The 17166-nt window shown below is 47.9% G+C and carries 13 protein-coding genes; 7 read left to right on the top strand and 6 right to left on the bottom strand.

The genetic code is table 11. The features are described 5' to 3' along the window. Positions 1-127: 127 nt before the first annotated feature. The 3 genes from RIG68_RS08065 (at position 128) to RIG68_RS08055 (ending at position 2948) form a co-directional block, all read left to right on the top strand. Complete coding sequence (locus tag RIG68_RS08065; protein ID WP_350120880.1) at positions 128-1630, top strand: S10 family peptidase; 1503 nt, start codon at positions 128-130, stop codon at positions 1628-1630. Between the two features lie 155 nt (positions 1631-1785). Then, on the top strand, positions 1786-2586 hold the full coding sequence (locus tag RIG68_RS08060; RefSeq protein ID WP_350120877.1) for a hypothetical protein: 801 nt from the start codon (positions 1786-1788) through the stop codon (positions 2584-2586). A gap of 128 nt (positions 2587-2714) precedes the next feature. Next, positions 2715-2948 carry a hypothetical protein gene (locus tag RIG68_RS08055; RefSeq protein WP_350120874.1) on the top strand — a complete coding sequence of 78 codons (234 nt, stop codon included), beginning with the start codon at positions 2715-2717 and terminating at the stop codon, positions 2946-2948. Here RIG68_RS08055 and RIG68_RS08050 read toward each other — a convergent pair. The 5 genes from RIG68_RS08050 to RIG68_RS08030 form a co-directional block, all read right to left on the bottom strand. Continuing rightward, positions 2942-4330, bottom strand: coding sequence for a c-type cytochrome domain-containing protein (locus RIG68_RS08050; RefSeq protein WP_350120871.1), 1389 nt, complete (start codon positions 4328-4330; stop codon positions 2942-2944). The two genes, RIG68_RS08055 and RIG68_RS08050, sit on opposite strands and share 7 nt — an antisense overlap. Positions 4331-4349: 19 nt before the next feature. After that, positions 4350-5267, bottom strand: a complete 918-nt coding sequence (locus tag RIG68_RS08045; RefSeq protein WP_350120868.1) for a sugar phosphate isomerase/epimerase family protein — start codon at positions 5265-5267, stop codon at positions 4350-4352. Between the two features lie 9 nt (positions 5268-5276). Next, positions 5277-6764 carry a DUF1501 domain-containing protein gene (locus RIG68_RS08040; protein ID WP_350120865.1) on the bottom strand — a complete coding sequence of 496 codons (1488 nt, stop codon included), beginning with the start codon at positions 6762-6764 and terminating at the stop codon, positions 5277-5279. Between the two features lie 2 nt (positions 6765-6766). Further along, a complete protein-coding gene (locus RIG68_RS08035; protein ID WP_350120863.1) occupies positions 6767-9478 on the bottom strand; it encodes a DUF1553 domain-containing protein in 2712 nt (903 codons plus the stop codon). Between the two features lie 108 nt (positions 9479-9586). Further along, positions 9587-10642, bottom strand: a complete 1056-nt coding sequence (locus RIG68_RS08030) for a hypothetical protein (RefSeq protein WP_350120860.1) — start codon at positions 10640-10642, stop codon at positions 9587-9589. A gap of 97 nt (positions 10643-10739) precedes the next feature. Here RIG68_RS08030 and RIG68_RS08025 point away from each other — a divergent pair, with 97 nt between their 5' ends. Both RIG68_RS08025 and RIG68_RS08020 read left to right on the top strand, forming a co-directional pair. Further along, positions 10740-11330, top strand: coding sequence for a TetR/AcrR family transcriptional regulator (locus RIG68_RS08025; protein WP_350120858.1), 591 nt, complete (start codon positions 10740-10742; stop codon positions 11328-11330). A 37-nt stretch (positions 11331-11367) separates the two neighbouring features. Further along, positions 11368-12294, top strand: a complete 927-nt coding sequence (locus RIG68_RS08020) for an alpha/beta fold hydrolase (protein ID WP_350120855.1) — start codon at positions 11368-11370, stop codon at positions 12292-12294. 40 nt (positions 12295-12334) lie between these two features. Here RIG68_RS08020 and RIG68_RS08015 read toward each other — a convergent pair whose 3' ends face one another. Further along, positions 12335-13183, bottom strand: coding sequence for a DUF2306 domain-containing protein (locus RIG68_RS08015; RefSeq protein ID WP_350120852.1), 849 nt, complete (start codon positions 13181-13183; stop codon positions 12335-12337). A 477-nt stretch (positions 13184-13660) separates the two neighbouring features. Here RIG68_RS08015 and RIG68_RS08010 point away from each other — a divergent pair, with 477 nt between their 5' ends. Both RIG68_RS08010 and RIG68_RS08005 read left to right on the top strand, forming a co-directional pair. Continuing rightward, positions 13661-14662, top strand: coding sequence for a helix-turn-helix domain-containing protein (locus RIG68_RS08010; protein WP_350120849.1), 1002 nt, complete (start codon positions 13661-13663; stop codon positions 14660-14662). A gap of 173 nt (positions 14663-14835) precedes the next feature. Further along, positions 14836-16920, top strand: a complete 2085-nt coding sequence (locus tag RIG68_RS08005; RefSeq protein ID WP_350120846.1) for a glycoside hydrolase family 3 protein — start codon at positions 14836-14838, stop codon at positions 16918-16920. The last annotated feature ends 246 nt before the right edge of the window (positions 16921-17166 follow it).

Below are 17166 nucleotides of genomic sequence, written 5' to 3'. Positions count from 1 at the left end.
CCGTCCGACACATTGCGTGACATTACTCACATCACAACATATTTTTCGTTATGTATTGTTCTGTTGATAATAAAAAAGATTGATCAACTTGTGGGCACAAAACATTCAACTCAAAATGGTGAACTCAATGAAATCCATTCTATGCGCTTTCACTTTACTTGCACTCGTGCATTTATCCCATGCACAGAAGGCTGACTCAATAGTAAAGGATATACCTGCGCCGAAATCATTTATCACTCAGCATCAGGGCACTTTCAACGCAAAGGCCGTGCGTTATAAAGCCGTCGGAAAGGAAACACATCTGAAAAACGACAAAAACGAGCCTATTGGAGCGTTGTGGGCGGTCTCCTATTTGCAGGAAGGCCTCACTGACTATAGCAAGCGGCCTGTCACTTTCATTTTCAACGGCGGCCCTGGCTCAGCTTCTGTTTGGTTACACATGGGCTTTCTCGGGCCTCGAATTGTAAAAATCGCCAGCAATGCAGATACCGACGACGGCGGCGCCCCCTATCCTATCGTGAACAATCAACAATGTCTGCTCGATGTTACGGACCTGGTTTTTGTAGACCCTATTGGCACTGGCTTCAGCGTTCCCGTTGGCAAAGGAACCGGCAAAGATTTCTGGGGACTAAACGAAGACGCCAACTCAGTGGCGCAATTTATCAGACTTTGGATCACAGAAAACAAGCGGTGGAATTCTCCCAAGTACATATTTGGTGAAAGCTTCGGCACCACACGGGCTGCGGCGGTAACAAATGCGCTGGAAGGAAGCGGACAAAGTGTTTCAATGAATGGCCTTGTCCTGATTTCTCAGGCAGTCGATTATCAGGGCTCCACCTCCATCCACGACAACGTGATCTCCTACCTTACCTACCTGCCAAGTATGGCTGCCACTGCGTGGTACCATAAGAAAGCAGGGCAAGGAAAAACTTTGGAGGCTTTTGTGCAGGAGTGTCGGGTATTCACTACGGATGAGTATGCGCCGGCATTGCTCAAAGGGAGCATGCTTACTGCAGATGCTCAAAATCAAATCGCTGAAAAACTTTCCTATTTTACCGGGCTATCAAAAGATTACGTCTTAAAATCAGACCTGCGAGTACTTATTCCACGGTTTCAGAAGAAATTGATGGAGCAGGAAGGACTTGCCATCGGCAGACTCGATGGAAGATTCAAAGGCGATGAGGCAGATGACGTGGCGGAATATCCAACGCTAGGAGATGCTTCCGACTACCAAATGGATGCAGCTTATACGGCAGCCCTCAATCACTATTTTGCCTCAGAGCTAAATATTGAAATGGACAGGCCCTATATCACCTCCAGCGAAGAAGTTGGTGCCAACTGGAGATGGCGAGATGCGCCGGAAGGTGAATACTGGGAACCGATTTATGTGAATGTAGCCAGAAAGCTTGCTGAGAGCATGCGACGTAACAAGGATCTTAAGGTGTTGGTGGCTTGCGGCTATTATGACCTGATCACACCGTTTTTTGATGCAGAATACACCTTTGCCCGCAATGGAATTCCTAAAGAGATGGTTCAGTTGACCTACTACGAAGGCGGCCACATGATGTACAACCACCAGCCTGATTTTGATTTGTTAGTGAAAGACATCAGAGTATTTATGCAAAAATAGCAAGAGTAGCCGCCCTATTTTGTCATTCCGATAGTATAGGCACGTTCAAGGCGGTCGAATTTGGATTTATTTAAAATATTATATTTAATATTCGTTTTATACAACTAATGACTTTTGTGATCGTTAATTCTATAGTTGTACCAATAAAATCCAAAATGAGAAAACTAGCATTCCTATTATCATTTTCAATCCTTTTGGTGTCATGCAACAAAGACGAGGAAGTAGACCCGGGCACTGCTCCTGCGATGCCTCCTGGCACGAGTATGGCTCCCAATTTTGATGATTTTAGCGGCAGTGAGGGTGATGGAGGTGGCAGGCAAATGGTTGTCAGGAATTGGGTTTATGCTGCTACAAGTGTTGGCGTGTATTCTGGCATCCTTTCCGGAGCGCTGGTTGTTCCTGTCACTGCGTTTAAACTAGCGGTGAATCAGGAGGCTACATTTGATACAGAAACCAAATTATGGGTTTGGGCTTATGATATATCTGTTCCTAACAGTGGTTCTTACTCCGTAAAACTTACTGCTGACGTGGATGGCAGTGATGTTACCTGGACAGGCTATATTTCGAAAGCAGGTGGCTTTTCTGACTTCGTGTGGTTTACGGGGGAGTCCAATTTCATGGCCAATGCCGGCACATGGACACTCTACGAAAGCCCCGAAAAACCAAATGCGTGGCTGTCATCAGAATGGTCCAAATCGGAGGTTGACGGAGTTGCAGATGTGACCTTCACAGTTGAAAAGCCGGGCGACAGTTTCGGAAGTTCTATTAGCTATATGGTTGATGCCGGTGCCGAGCTGAACAGAAACGTCACTATCATTGACACCAATACCGAAAATACAATACAGGTGCTCTGGAGTGCCGAGAACAGCAACGGAAAAATTAAAAGCCAGGTCTTTTTTGAGGATAACTTGTACCACTGCTGGGATACAACATTGAATGACGTAGCCTGCGAGTAAATCGTAAGAAGCGGTGTCACCAAGGCCTTTGATTCCTCTGAGTCAAGGGCCTTGTTTTTTGCTTTGGGTGTAACTTATGTCACTCATCTCTACGTTCGGCTAACTTACCTTTGTAGAAAAATGAAGATATGCGGATACTCTCAATAAAAACCATTCTACTACTCTGCCTTACTTTGGGCCTGGCCCCCTTTTTTCCTGAGCCGCACATTTGGGGTAAACTCAAGTGGGTAGCAGGCGGGGCAGTCGGCATGCAGCCTATGGACTGGTTCGATACAATTTTTCACGGATTTCCCTGGCTGCTACTTGTTGGTTTTGGCATTGGTACCTTCATCAAAAAGAAACAAGGGGTAAAATCTCAATAGATAATTTTACTGGTATCTGCATCTATCAGGGGCATTTCGTAGCCACCAAGATTGATGGCTGCCTTTGCGAACATTCCTCGTAGGGCTGCCGTATCCGTAGGCTGCACCTGTGTCTGAAAAAGAAACAGCTGTTGAAGACCGACATTGCCTTGCAAGCCCTTGATACCACTTGCTGTCACTGGATTATTCACAAGGTTCACATACTCCAACCTCGACAAGGATTGCAGTTTTGATAGCAAGCTATCGCTCAATCCACAGTCCTTGAGGCTCAGCTTCGTTAAGTTTTGCATCTTCCCGACAAATTCCAGGCGCTCAGAACTAAGCGGCTTCCCGGTAAGATCCAACCACACACACTGTTTGTTTAGAGATGGAAGCAGTTGCAAAGCTTCTGCCATATAATTCTGTGGCACATGCAAGAAGTTGACGTTCACATAATTACTGCCGTCGCTCACAGGTACGATACTCACACCCAGCGTGTCTAGTCTAGTGACTAAACTTGACTCAATAGGCTGAACGCTACCCTGAGGAATATAGGTATAAGTAGCTGGTTTGTTAGAAGTAGCAGTATTGTAGGCCACAATCAGGCTGTCGCTCCACGCCAGTTCTTCCACTGTCTTGTCAAAAGAAGCACCTGTGGCCACCCACTGCACCAATATAGCCACCTCGGCCTTACTCAACTGACTCTTCTCTTTAGGTGGCATATGATCATCATTGTCAATCGGTAAGAGGATGTTTTCTATCAAATGACTTTCCTCTGGCAAAGAAGCCACTATCACTTCTCCGTGCTTCCCTCCCTTCAGCATTTCTTCAGGTGAATCGAGTCTCAACTTTCCCTTCTGGCTGCCGGGGCCGTGACAGCTCTTGCATTTTCTGTCCACAATATTGGCAATGGCCTCGTAGCCCAGCGTCTCTTTTGTCAGAACAATAGGCGGAACAGCCGCACCCTCTTTTGCAAACCATTCCGAGAGTGGCGGCGGCGTCAGAAAACCGTCTCCATGTGTAATGCTGCCTCCCAGGTGTCCGGTAATTACCAAAAGCAATCCCGAGACAATCAGCACCATTTTAAAAGCTTTTTCGTTCCTCGCATGCACAAAAAATGCCACCCAGCTAATAACAACCAGGCCTATGCCCATCCACTGATGCCAGTCGATCAGTTCGTCTGCGTAACCACCCGATTGTGAAAGTATCCAGCCTGTAAAAGCTGACAGCGTGGCCGAAATCGCTGCAAGAAAAAGCACAATGTGGTTAGCTCCCTTGAGGTAACTGTAGTTTTCCTTTAAGCTCATAAAGCCAAAAAGGATGGCAATTATCAGCATACCGATAGGCAGGTGCACAAGCAGGGGGTGAAATTTGCCAATAAATGAAACGATACCGTAGTCCATAGAAGCCTGAGTAGCTGGGTTATGAAGTGTATCGTTTTCTGATCAACTCAAGCATATAGCGATTGATGTCCCACTGGTTGGCAACGGGTTGTCTGGTGTAGGGAATAGTAGGCATATAGTCAGCTGGGCCAAATTCAGTCAGGAAGGTCATGGTATCGGCACCGGCCTTTTTCCGAAGCTCGATCACCTTGTCCCACCAGGCCAGGTGCTGGTCAAGGGCCTCTTTCCATTCGGGCGCCCTTGGATCGTTCACCTGAGGACTTTCCGGATGCCCGACACGCAGGTGAATGTGCCTGGTACGTTGCAAAGCCATTTCCACCGTTTCCTTTTGGTCCTGAAGAAGGGTTTCATGTACGTTGCACCAATGTGAAATATCGAGCGTCAATGTCAGTTCCGGGTTTTTCTCCATAAAATTCCTGGTGACCGGCGCAGAGTACATGATGCGGGAGCGATGCGTTTCGTGATGGATACCCACACCCGATTCTTTACTTACTTTGCTGGTTAAGTCCAGAAACTGCTTATTTTGATCGTAAGAGAAAAAGTCTTTTCCGGAATGACAGTTGATGTACAGTGGCTTCATCTTCACTGCCGCTCGCAAGTTGGTTTCAAAGAGCTCAAAATGCGGCTGAAACTCAGGTTGATAGGCGCCAACGAGAAAGCCAAACTCCAGCCCGTTGGCTTTCGTTGCATTTACCAGCTTTTCCCTTTCCGATGCGTCGGTTGGGTACCACACCTCAAGGCCATCATAACCATAGCTTTTAATCTTTTTGCAAAAGACTTCGATAGTGTCTCCATCTCCCCAGTTGGTGGCCAGTATCTTAATTTTCATGTCAGGTGTATTGTTTTGTTGCGCTTCGGAAGCCAGCAATGGCGAAGTGGCGAGGCCTACTCCTATGCCTGCTCCCAATGTAGTTCCAATAAAATCTCTTCTTCTCATCTACAGTGATCAGCTCAATATCTCGGTGAGTACTCTTCCATGCACATCGGTTAACCTGAACGGGCGCCCCTGAAACTGGTAGGTTAGCTTCTCATGGTCAAAGCCAAGCTGGTGAAGAATGGTGGCCTGAATATCGTACGTAAGCGCCTTGTCTTTCACCGCCGCATAGCCTATCTCATCGGTTTCCCCAAAGCTGAAGCCCTTCTTGATGCCACCTCCGGCCATCCAGATTGTGAATGCTTCCACATGATGGTCACGGCCCAGGTAAGGATTAGCCTTGCCCTCCCTGTTTTCCAGCATGGGCGTTCTGCCAAATTCACCTCCCCACACCACCAGTGTTTCGTCCAGCAGACCCCTTTGTTTCAGATCAAGGATCAGTGCTGTTGTGGCCCTGTCCACCTGGCGGCATTTACCCTGCAGGCCTGCGCCAACAGATGCATCCGGCCCTGTTCCGTGGGTGTCCCAACCCCAGTCGTACAACTGCACGAACCGAACGCCATTTTCTACCAGCTTGCGAGCCAGGAGCACGTTATTGGCAAAGCTTGCCTTGCCCGGCGTCACCCCATACATGTCTTTGATATATTGCGGTTCCGAGTCAATATTCATTACCTCGGGTGCCGACATCTGCATCCGGAAAGCCAGCTCATACTGAGAAATGCGAGTCAGTGTTTCCGGGTCGTTGAACTCCTCATGTGTTTTCTGATTCACCTTGTTGATGGCGTCAATCGATGCTTTGCGCAAGTCACGGGTTACGTTATCGGGATTGTTAATAAACAATACCGGGTCGCCGACTGAGCGGCACTGAATCCCCTGATAAACACTTGGCAAAAAGCCACTTCCCCACACGCTTTTCCCGGCATCGGGTGTGCTACCGCCAGAGGTGAGCACCACAAAGCCAGGCAGATTCTGGTTCTCTGTTCCGAGGCCATACGTGACCCACGAACCCATGCTAGGTCGTCCAAGTCTGGCTCCGCCCGTGTGCATCAGCAGCTGAGCCGGTGCATGGTTGAACTGATCCGTTTCAAGTGCTTTGACAAAGGTGATGTCGTCGGCAATGCTGTGCAGGTGTGGCAAAAAGTCGGAAATCCATGCTCCACTTTGGCCTCTTTGCTTGAAACTGGCCTGAGGCCCCAACATTTTGGGCACTCCACGAATAAATGCAAAACGTTTCCCATCGAGAAATGACGCTGGGCAGTCTTGCCCATTGAGCTTTTGTAGCTCGGGTTTGTAATCAAAAAGCTCCAGCTGTGACGGAGCACCAGCCATGTGCAAATAAATCACTGACTTGACCCGTCCGGGAAAATGAGGAGCTTTCGGTGCCATTGGGTTGCCTGAGGAAAATGAGTTTAAATTGGCACCAGCGTCGCAGCCCCACAAAACGGACGATAAAGCCATGGCCCCCATGCCCATTCCACAGTCTTTGAGAAAGTGCCTCCTGGTTTTGAGCCTGGCCTGCTCTATGTTCGCTTCGTGAATCAGTTTCTCGTAGTTGGTCATGGCTAATTCCTCGTTACAAATTCATCTAAATTTAGAATGGCTGCTGCCACCAGTTGCATTGCCTGCGCTTCAGCGCTATCTTTTCCTTCATAGCCTTTCAGTGCCTCGTCATAAAGCTTTTCCAACGCCTCACTCTTCATCGGTGTAATGGGCTTTTTCATGGCGGCCTTGTACCCCCAGGCAATTTGGCCAGCGGTACCAGTTTCAGCCTTTATCATGTTCAACGCCAAATGGTTTGCCGCTTCCACATACACAGAGTCGTTGAGCAGCACCAGCGCCTGCAACGGCGTATTAGTTCTTATCCTGCGGGCCACACACACTTCTCTGGCAGTGGCGTCAAAAGTGAGCATGGCCGGGTAAGCACTGGTGCGCTTCCAGTAAGTATACACACCACGCCGGTATTGATCCTCTCCTTCGCTCTGCTTCCAGTCGGCGTTGGAGTAGGCTGAATTCCAAATTCCTTTAGGTTGGTAAGGCATCACACTCGGGCCATACATTTTACTGCTCAGCAATCCGCTGACCGCCAATGCCTGGTCACGCAACTGCTCCGCCGATAGCCTTGTACGTGGCGCTCTTGCATAGTATTGATTGAATTGATCTGCCTCAAGCACGTCGTCGGTCGCTACTGAACTTTGCCTATAGGTAGCCGACATCACCATCGTCTTCAGCGTTTGCTTCAGGCTCCAGTCGTGATCGTTCACCAACTGCCAGGCAAGATAATCCAGCAGCTCCGGATGTGTTGGCTCTATGCCCTGGCTGCCGAGGTCCTCAAGCGTTTCCGCCAACCCCTGACCGTATAGTTGCTCCCAAAGTCGGTTAATGATCGTTCTTGCTGTGAGTGGGTTGGCAGGATCCGTCAGCCACATGGCCATGCCCAATCTGTTCGCCGGTGCTCCGTCTGGCAAATCCGGGAAGACTTCCGGAACGCCGGGCTCTACCTTCCCCCCTTTTACCAGCCAGTTGCCTCTTTCGAACACTTGGCTTTCCCTTGCCATCCCTGGAGGATTTTCCACCATGATGGGCGTCGTCTCTACTTTGGCATTCACCAGCTCCCAGTAAGTACTTTGGGCTTCATCGGCAGCCTCACCTTCAGGAAACTGGCTGGAGAAATGAAACCAGTCAAAGAAAATACCGTTTGCCGCCGGGCTGGTAAGGCTGGGGCTTTCGTAGGAAAGATAAACATGGTGCCGCCCTTTTGCTTCAGTAAGCGAAAGTGTGTCAATCACCCACTTCCCTCCAGTATCTTTCATTTTTAGTTCTTTGAGCACACTACCGCTTTCTTGGTCATCCAGTCTGATCGTCCACGTGCCGTCCTTTATATTGGTTCGGTAGCGGTAAGTGAGTAAATTCCTGGCCGTCAGTTCCACGCCGGGCAGCCGTGCCACTCCATGATTTCGGAATACCAGCCACTTGGTATCAGCAAGCTCTGCATCGACGAATTCGTCGGCCGTGATAGAATTGATGGCGGGCTGCCAGGTCTTCACAAACTGGACAACTTCTTTCGTTTTAGCAGTAGTCGCATTTTCTTCAAGCCAGTTCTTCAGAGAGGCCAGCTTGGTGCTGTCTTCCGTTTCGAAGTGCCGTAGAAGCGGGTACTCGTCATAAGTGTCTTCGTCCCTCGTATTATTGAAAAATGCGGCAAATCTATAATAGTCTTCATGCCTGATCGGGTCATAAGGATGACTGTGGCACTGCACGCAGGCGAAAGTAGTGCCCATCAGCACCTCCCAGGTGGTATTGACACGGTCAAGCACCGCCGCAACTCTGAACTCCTCATTATCGGTACCTCCCTCATCATTGGTCATTGTGTTGCGATGGAAAGCTGTAGCAATCAGCTGGTCATCGGTGGGATTGGGTAAAAGGTCCCCAGCCAGCTGTTCAATGAGAAAATCATCGTAAGGCTTGTCTTCGTTGAATGCTTTGATCAGCCAGTCACGGTAATGCCAGATCTCCCGGCCAGGATCACGTTCATAGCCCTTTGTATCGGCGTACCTCGCCAAATCAAGCCACATCGCCGTCCAGCGCTCCCCATAGGCAGGGTCAGCCAGTAATGCGTCCACCACTTCTTCGTAGGTCATTGGATTCCCATCCGTAAGAAAAGCTTCTACCAACTCATCAGAAGGTGGCAACCCGGTCAAATCCAGGCTTACCCTTCGCAGTAAAATATCTTTGGGCGCTTCGGGCGAGGGTTGCAGACCCACCTCGGAAAGCTTTTTTCTTATGAACAAGTCGATGGGTTGCTCTGACGCTGGCACTTCACTTTCCTTCAAAGAAGCAAAGGATTTGGCGGCAGGCAGTTCTGGTTTCTCTACCGCCTGATACGCCCAATGCTCCCCCCACTCTGCTCCTTCATCAATCCACCTTCTTAAAATATCAATCTCTTCGTCAGACAGCGGCTTCTTCTTATAAGGCATTTTCACCTCCGGGTCATTGGCCAGAAGCCTTCTCATTAACTCACTTTCATCAGCGTGACCCGGGATAATAGCCGGCTTCCCGGATTTGGTGTTACCAAGGGCCTCTTCTCTGAAAAGCACACTAAAGCCACCGTTCTTTTTTACGCCACCATGGCAGGTAATACAATGCTGGTTAAGAATGGGCTTGACTTCTGTGCTGAAGTCAACTTTTTTGCGGGGGTACATTTGCCAGACGGCTAGTCCTATAACAAGGGCAATGGCAGGCAAAATAAGGAACCGGTAGTTAAGCAGGTGTTTCATAAAATACGACACCCTAATTACAAAAAAATCGGAGGAAAAACGATATAGAATGGGATTAAAGAGGTTACTCTGTGCGCTTCGGTACAGCGTAACCTCTTTAATTCGTTCTCAACTCACGTCCACCGCCGACACATACACCGGCCCTTTCAAGTCGGCCACATCAACACCATTCGATTTCACCATCACATCCACCAGTTTGGGCTTGCGAAGCTTGCTCACTAACCCAAGGCCCAGTGATTGCATGACAGGGTAAAGTCTGGAAGTCGGGTCGACACAAATGACAGCCGAGTAGACGCCATTTACTGCAAGCGCATGTGTCAGTAGTGTAGCCAGCTTCTTTTCGTGGCCCGGCCTATAGTACACCCCTTCGATAGTAATAAAACGATAGTTGGGGTGAAAGATCTTGCTCAGCAGTCGCACTTTTGGGAAAACATTCATCATCACTTTACCAGCCTTTCCCGGCATATCATGAACCTTCCAATTCTCCGGATTTGCCTGAATGCCTGCCACTATTTCTCCCTGCTCTCTGACCACAAAGTAGTTCCCTTCGTAGAAAAGGTTCTCGTCCGTTACAAGTGCATGGTCGCTGTAAAACTTTAGCAGCCTGGGCTTAAAATCGTCCCATTCATCCGGCGACAGCTTTTTAATGGTTTTACTCAACCGTGGATTGAACCGGCTAAACACCAGCGACACAAAGGAACCGACCTTTTCAAAACCGAAGCTCTTCACAAATGCCTCTGATCTAACATTTCCGCCATCGATGTACGCATAAAAAAAATGGGGAGCCTTTGCCTCTAAATGTGTACCAATAAGCAACGAGCGAATCTCCCGACGCAACACCCCGTCTTCCTGAGGTCGTTCTATGTACTTGTCGCCCAGTTTTCTCAACGAAGGATGAAAGGTGAAGTACCTCACATAATACGATTCGCCCACCACGCCCCTATTGCTCGTTTCCCGTTTACAAAAGCAACAGGTAGCGATCACTTTGGTTCTGCGCACCAGGCTGACAAAAAAGGGCTGGGGAATGAACGTATACTTCTCTGCAGCCTGTAAGTGCTGATACACCATGCTCTTTCCCGGCGTGCCAATGACATTATTGTCCAGCAGTTCCTTCACCCCCCGAGTAGGCAACCTGTCTACGTTCAACAACTTCAAGTCTGGCATAAGCTGCCAAAATTAGATGTTCTATTCCTTCTATGAAACCTTTCGTGTGATAGTCCGTATTTTGATTTTAAAATACCGATCGGTATATTTGTATCGTATGAGAAACCCTGAGGTAACCAAACAGTTGATTGTAGAGAAAGCTATCTCCCTGTTCAATACGCAGGGCTACCGGGCTACATCATTGTCTGACATTACCAAAGCCGCCGGCATTACCAAAGGGGCCATTTACGGAAACTTCAAAAACAAGGATGAGGTAGCAGAAGCCTCTTTCGAATATGCCATTGAAGTGGTGATGCAGGAATTGAAAGAAAGGATCAGCGCTGCGGCAACAGCTCCACTAAAGCTGAAAGCTATAGTAAATTATCACGAAGAGTACATAAAGTCACCGCCGTTTTCGGGAGGTTGCCCTATCATTAACACCAGCGTGGAAGCAGACGACAACTACCCACAGCTGAGGTCGAAAGCAATTCGATCCGTGGGGATTATGAAAACCTCCATTACCAAAATATTGACCCGTGGTATTAGGGAGGGACAAATTGATGCCAGTGTCAATGCTGAGGCTATTGGGATGATGATATATACTTCTATCCAGGGAGCGATTGTGCTTTCGAAGGTCGAAGGTGATGGACAGTCATATGGTGTCATTAAGAAATACCTTCATTCACTCATTGATTCAATAACAGTCTAATTTTTTTACCTTATTAAATACCAATCGGTATATAGCTATGAAGAAAGTACTTATCCAAACATCAAGCGAAGAAAAGAAAGTAAAGAAGCCAGCCAAAATGGCTAATGTGCAAATGGAATGGCTGATCAAGGGGCTTCATACGTTGCAGCACGTTTCTCCCAAATTAACCTCTTCCATTATCTGGAACCAGTTCACCAAAACGCCAAGGGTCAGGTTCAACGACAAACAGCATGCCCTGATCGAAAAGGCTGAAATCAGTGTCATTAAATATAGGGGAAATGACCTTAAGGCCTACCGGTGGTTGCCCACAGACGCCAGCAACGGTAAAACGATCCTTTTGTCCCATGGCTGGGGTTCTAAAATTGCTGATTTCCGGCGGATGATTGAAAAACTCGTAGCAGAGGGCTATACGGTTGAAGGTGTAGATATGAAGGGGCATGGCTTGTCCGCCGGTACTCATACTGCACTCCCTGAAATACGGGACGTGCTAAAAGCCCACTATACACGAAATGGCCCCTATCACGCCCTGGTGGGCTATTCCATCGGCGGACTGGCCGCCGGGCTGACGGTGAATGAAATGAGCACCGCCTTCCACCCCAATCATTTAATTATTATTGCTACGCCACCATATACCCGGTATTTCTTCCAGGAAATCATTGACCAGGTAGGTTGCAAAGAGCGGGTGTTCACCGAAATGTGTGAATTGGTTGAAAAGCACTATCACGAGTCAATCGACTACTTCGATCTCCGGAGTAAGACCGACAACCTGAAGCATCTCGACTTACACATGATTTACGACGAGCATGACAAAACAGTGCCTTTCACAAAGGGGCTGGAGTTGAACGAAATGCTGCCAATGTCGTCGTTTGTGCACGTAACCGGCACCAGCCATAACCATATTATTGCTGATGAGAAAGTCATCGGGTATATTCTGGATGCGGTGGCGGTTAGAGAAACGGCATGATTTTCCGGCATTTCGCTACACAGCTCTATGAGTATTATGCTCAGGCCATCAACCACCCCACAATGGCCGGGCCCCAATACATCTTGGTAAAATAGTAAGTACCCAACCCTAAAAATCCGGTTGTGAGCAACAAAACGAAGGCAACGCCATAGTTGTACAAGGCCGTTCTGTTGGCTTTTTGAGAACGAACAAAAAGCTCCACCACCAGCAGGTTAGGTAAGTAGAAGAAGAAAGCCATCACCCGGTCGAACAATCCAGTGAAATGTTCGGTGTGCCCAAGGCGATCGGTAAAAGAGAACCAAAAACCGTAGTCCATCCGGTAGAGCCAGGAGCCAATGGCCAGTGCGTAGAGGCGCAAAGCCCATACACGGTGAAGGTCGATGCGGCGTGCAGCGGCGTGCCGGTAGGCTTGAATGCCTGCAATGAACATCAATACACCGTAAAGCCCGAAGCCTATGTCCATCACCGTACCGCCGATGGTACCCTCCACAAAGATGAAGGTCAGCCCGCCAACGGCAGCAAGCAGGCAGGCAACAACATACACACGACCAACCCAACGATGAAACGCCGGGTAACTATTTCTGACAGCATCAATCAGTTGAATGCTTCCGAGAATGAGAATGATTCCCCCGGCGGCAAAGTGCAGGCCAATACCGGAAGTGGCTGCGGTGTCACCTTCCCGATAAAGATTGGGGAGCAGGTCGTTCCATTTTTCCAGATTACCTCCGGCCAGCGGAGCAGCGTAGAAGGCCAGGATATAAAGACCAAACAGCCCGGCACTGACCCACACCGTGGTGACGAGCAGGGTCTTTGTCCATTGGAGGATCTTATCACTGGTAACTGATTGGGGAGATGGCTGTGTGCTTGAAACTGAATCGGAAAATGACATTAGCTGATCAAAAAATTATGCGACAAAAAAAGTTGGCAACAATTTAAAACAGTTTGCCTTTTTTAATGGGTGATTAAGTTTTTTTTTCACCACAAATTCAGTATTCATCCCAAAAACGAAGAACCCGGACAACCAGTTTGGGGGAGATAACGTCAAAAAGCAACATTATTGCTGACGATTTAGATTCTGATCAATTACTTGTTAGATCCTTCGCACAGAAAAAGATCATAAACTATCTATTTCAACACTCGCAGTTATGGCTTGTTTAAGTTCTTGGTGGGTTACTTTTCCCCTTTTCAGGAAAGCATTAGATTAAGGCAAGTTTACCACCCTAGTCAAAAATGCCTGGTGTCTGACACAGTCAATATCATTGGATTTGTACAATCAGTTTTCGGGGTTCTGGTTTTTTTAACAAAACGCCCGGGACACTTAAGTTTTACCCTTCTCACAATTTGGATGGGGATAATCGCCATATTTATGGGGGCTTCACTCCTTCCGTTCCAGGTGGTGGATTACTTCAAGCCAGGAATTTTTCCTCTTATGTTCCTCACCGGGCCCCTACTTTATCTCTACGTCGGTTCGCTCACGATAGAAGATTTCCAACTTAAACCAATACACCTTTTGCATTTGATCCCCTTCATGCTGGTGGCTATCCATCGCTCTACCATTCAGGTAGTGCCAATTTCCAGCAGCCCGGATTTAGTAGAGAACCCTCAATACCTCTTCAATAAAGTATATTATACACTATTGATTATTTCGGCGTTCAGTTACTGGTTTCTGGGATTGCAGCTCATCATTAAGCATCGAAAGAAGATGCCCCTTTACTTCTCCAATTACACTGGTAAGAACTCTTTGAACTGGCTGATTTTCGTTCTATCGCTTTTTCTGATTGTCTTTTTGGCCAGCTTCTTTAGCTTTTTCGTTAATAATATCTTGGGGTTGGCTCCAGTGTCATACACTACGCTTCCACTCAATCTGACGGTGTTTACCTTCATCATGGTCTACTTCGGCATCAACCAATCTGCCATTTATTCAAGAGAAAAAGTGCACTCTAAACTGCGCCACCAACAACTGTCTCCTGAGGAATCGCTCCCAAAATCCGGTGGAGCTCTACTGTCCGATGAACAGATCGCAGCGCTGTCGGCACTAGTTAAAAACTATCTCACTGACAAAAAGCCTTATCGGAATCCAGACTACAACCTGCAGATGATGGCCGATGATTTGGCTATCTCCAGGCACAAATTGTCACACGTGATTAATTCGGGACAAAAGAAGAATTTCTACAAGTTCATTAACCAGTTTCGGGTGGAAGAGGCAAAAGCGATGCTGGCCGACCCTTCGTTCAACCACTACTCGGTACTCGGAATTGCCACGGAATGTGGGTTCAATGCCAAAACTTCGTTCAACCGGATCTTCAAAGAAGAGACGGGACTCACTCCGACCGAATTTAAGCAAACACTGGAACGGTCAACTAATTAACGCCACCAGTGAATTAATAAAGCTTTCCTATCAAGTGAGGTACTTCACCAACTACAAGTACCAACTTATCCATTGGTACGCTTGCTGCCTTTTTGTTGAATAGGTTTGATTGGTCTCCTTCCGCAAGTGCGGCGAGATCATATTCAACTTATCATCGAACACCACTCGCATTTATGAAGTCATTTATCACTTTATTCCAAAAGCCTTCAAAGAGGTTCGAGGTAGGAGCAGCAGCTATCAAAGCTTCGGCCCTGCTTGGACTAGGCACATTTCTATTAGCCTCCTGTACTGAGAAAAGCAGCTTTGTCCAACCAACATTGGGCACCCGATCAGCTCAATTGATAGACGTGGATGGCTTTCAGTTCAAAGACCTGAACAAAAACGGAACACTCGATAAATACGAAGACTGGCGATTGACACCTGAAGAAAGAAGTCTGGATTTGCTTGCGAAAATGTCTGTGGAAGAAAAAGCGGGCTTTATGGCGATCAACTCATTGAGCATGCTTGGAAGCCGAAAAGCCAAGACTTCCGAGGGACAATACCAGGCGAGCGACCTGGACGAGGGACAAGTGAAAGATGATCGTCCTGCTGGTGGGGGCAATTTTATTGGCGCCATGAATGAAGCCACCAGTACTACGCAGAGGGTAAAAGAATTTCACAACCGGCATTTCATCCTGCGACTCAACGAAAGCGCAAGCGTAATTGCTGAATGGAACAATAAGCTTCAGGAGCTTTGCGAAAGTGAGCCTCTGGGCATTCCGGCGATCATTACTTCCAATCCCCGTAATCATATTTCCAGCAATGCATCTGTCGGCACGGCACTCAACGCCTCCGTTTTTACTGCCTGGCCTGGTGAGCTTGGCTTATCTGCAACACGTGACCTGGCCCTGATCCGTGAATTTGCCAATGACTCACGCCAGGAATGGCTGGCAGCCGGGATTAGAAAGGGATACATGTATATGGCTGATTTGTCCACCGAGCCTCGCTGGTCGAGGGTCGATGGTACTTTCGGCGAAAACCCTGAATGGGTCGCACAGGTGATCAAAGAGATAGTGATCGGATTTCAAGGAACAAAGTTGGATACCAATTCCATCGCACTGACCATGAAGCATTTTCCGGGCGGTGGATCAGGAAAAGGCGGCCAGGATTCTCACTTTGACTGGGGAAAAGAACAAGTATACCCTGGTGGCAGATTTTATGACAACCTCCTGCCCTTCCAGGCAGCCATAGATGCTGGCACTTCAGCTATTATGCCTTATTATTCGCTGCCTAAGGGTACCGAATTTGAAGAAGTAGGCTATTCGTACAACAAAGCGGTGATAACAGGTGTGTTAAGAGAGAAAATGGGATTTTCCGGCATCATCAATACCGACACCGGCCCAATCACACGCATGGTGTGGGGAGTGGAAGATCTTACATTACACGAGAGATATAAAAAGGCTTTGGAAGCCGGTTCAAATATCATTTCTGGAGTTTCTGATCCTGCCGACCTGCTGGAAGTCATCAATAAGGGCATGGTAGACATGAGTTTGATCGACAACTCAGTACTTCTGCTGCTAAAAGAGAAATTTACGCTAGGGATATTTGAGAACCCGTATGTAGATGTAGCCGCAGCAGAGGCAACAGTAGGCAATGATCGCTTTAGAGAAAAGGCTGCGGTGGCGTTAAGAAAATCGATCGTGATGCTTCGCAACGAAAAAAACATGCTTCCTATCAAAGCAGGCACAAAGATATATGTAGAAACCCTACAGTCGCCAGGCCGTGGAGAAGAAGAGGGTTCGACCAACTTTATGATGGAAGCAAACGGCAATCATGAAGTGGAATTTGTGAAAACCCTTGCGGAAGCTGACCTGGCTATCCAGTGGATCATTCCTTCTAACTCAGTATTTAATTCAGACGGGGCACCCATTTCAATTTCACTCTCAAAAAAAGGAATTGATGTGGCCCACATCAAGGAGGTGGTTAGCACTGTTCCTACTATTTTGGTAATTGACTATACGAATCCGTGGGTGGTAGATGAAATCTACAATGATACCAACAAGGGGAACGTAGTCGGTGTTTTTGCAACCTTTGGCACCACACCAGAAGCTCTACTGGATGTGATCACAGGCAAGTTTAACCCGGCAGGTAAAATGCCCTTCTCCACTCCCGTTTCCGATGAAGCGGTCGAGGACAACCTGGAGGACGTGCCGGGCTACCTGGAAGGAGATGGCTACGCCTTGTTTAACTATGATGAAGGTTTGACTTATAAGAAATAGGGGCTATTTGGAGAAAGGCATGATGGGTTAAAACCACTCCCACGGGCTAGAAGAGGGGTTTTGCCAGGTACATCAGCTCTCCATTAAAGACAAGCGCTTACGTGAGTAGGTGTTAAGCGTTTGTCTCCCTCTGTGCTAAGCCTTTGTCTCGGTACCTGTTAAGCGCTTGTCTGCCCCCCAGTTAAGCGCTTAACACGAGACGAATAACAGCAAGACATGAGACGAACAAGCGCAATACATGAGACG

It is taken from the genome of Imperialibacter sp., from assembly GCF_040222385.1.
GTDB lineage: Bacteria > Bacteroidota > Bacteroidia > Cytophagales > Cyclobacteriaceae > Imperialibacter.
The sequence above is the reverse complement of the archived record's forward strand: the minus strand, read 5'-3'. Positions and strand labels throughout refer to the sequence as shown.

What these genes read in the sequence shown, in the direction of transcription:
- RIG68_RS08065 (WP_350120880.1), top strand. Translation starts at nt 128, where the DNA reads ATGAAATCCATTCTATGCGCTTTCACTTTACTTGCACTCGTGCATTTA.
- RIG68_RS08060 (WP_350120877.1), top strand. Translation starts at nt 1,786, where the DNA reads ATGAGAAAACTAGCATTCCTATTATCATTTTCAATCCTTTTGGTGTCA.
- RIG68_RS08055 (WP_350120874.1), top strand. Translation starts at nt 2,715, where the DNA reads ATGCGGATACTCTCAATAAAAACCATTCTACTACTCTGCCTTACTTTG.
- RIG68_RS08050 (WP_350120871.1), bottom strand. Translation starts at nt 4,330, where the DNA reads ATGGACTACGGTATCGTTTCATTTATTGGCAAATTTCACCCCCTGCTT.
- RIG68_RS08045 (WP_350120868.1), bottom strand. Translation starts at nt 5,267, where the DNA reads ATGAGAAGAAGAGATTTTATTGGAACTACATTGGGAGCAGGCATAGGA.
- RIG68_RS08040 (WP_350120865.1), bottom strand. Translation starts at nt 6,764, where the DNA reads ATGACCAACTACGAGAAACTGATTCACGAAGCGAACATAGAGCAGGCC.
- RIG68_RS08035 (WP_350120863.1), bottom strand. Translation starts at nt 9,478, where the DNA reads ATGAAACACCTGCTTAACTACCGGTTCCTTATTTTGCCTGCCATTGCC.
- RIG68_RS08030 (WP_350120860.1), bottom strand. Translation starts at nt 10,642, where the DNA reads ATGCCAGACTTGAAGTTGTTGAACGTAGACAGGTTGCCTACTCGGGGG.
- RIG68_RS08025 (WP_350120858.1), top strand. Translation starts at nt 10,740, where the DNA reads ATGAGAAACCCTGAGGTAACCAAACAGTTGATTGTAGAGAAAGCTATC.
- RIG68_RS08020 (WP_350120855.1), top strand. Translation starts at nt 11,368, where the DNA reads ATGAAGAAAGTACTTATCCAAACATCAAGCGAAGAAAAGAAAGTAAAG.
- RIG68_RS08015 (WP_350120852.1), bottom strand. Translation starts at nt 13,183, where the DNA reads ATGTCATTTTCCGATTCAGTTTCAAGCACACAGCCATCTCCCCAATCA.
- RIG68_RS08010 (WP_350120849.1), top strand. Translation starts at nt 13,661, where the DNA reads ATGGGGGCTTCACTCCTTCCGTTCCAGGTGGTGGATTACTTCAAGCCA.
- RIG68_RS08005 (WP_350120846.1), top strand. Translation starts at nt 14,836, where the DNA reads ATGAAGTCATTTATCACTTTATTCCAAAAGCCTTCAAAGAGGTTCGAG.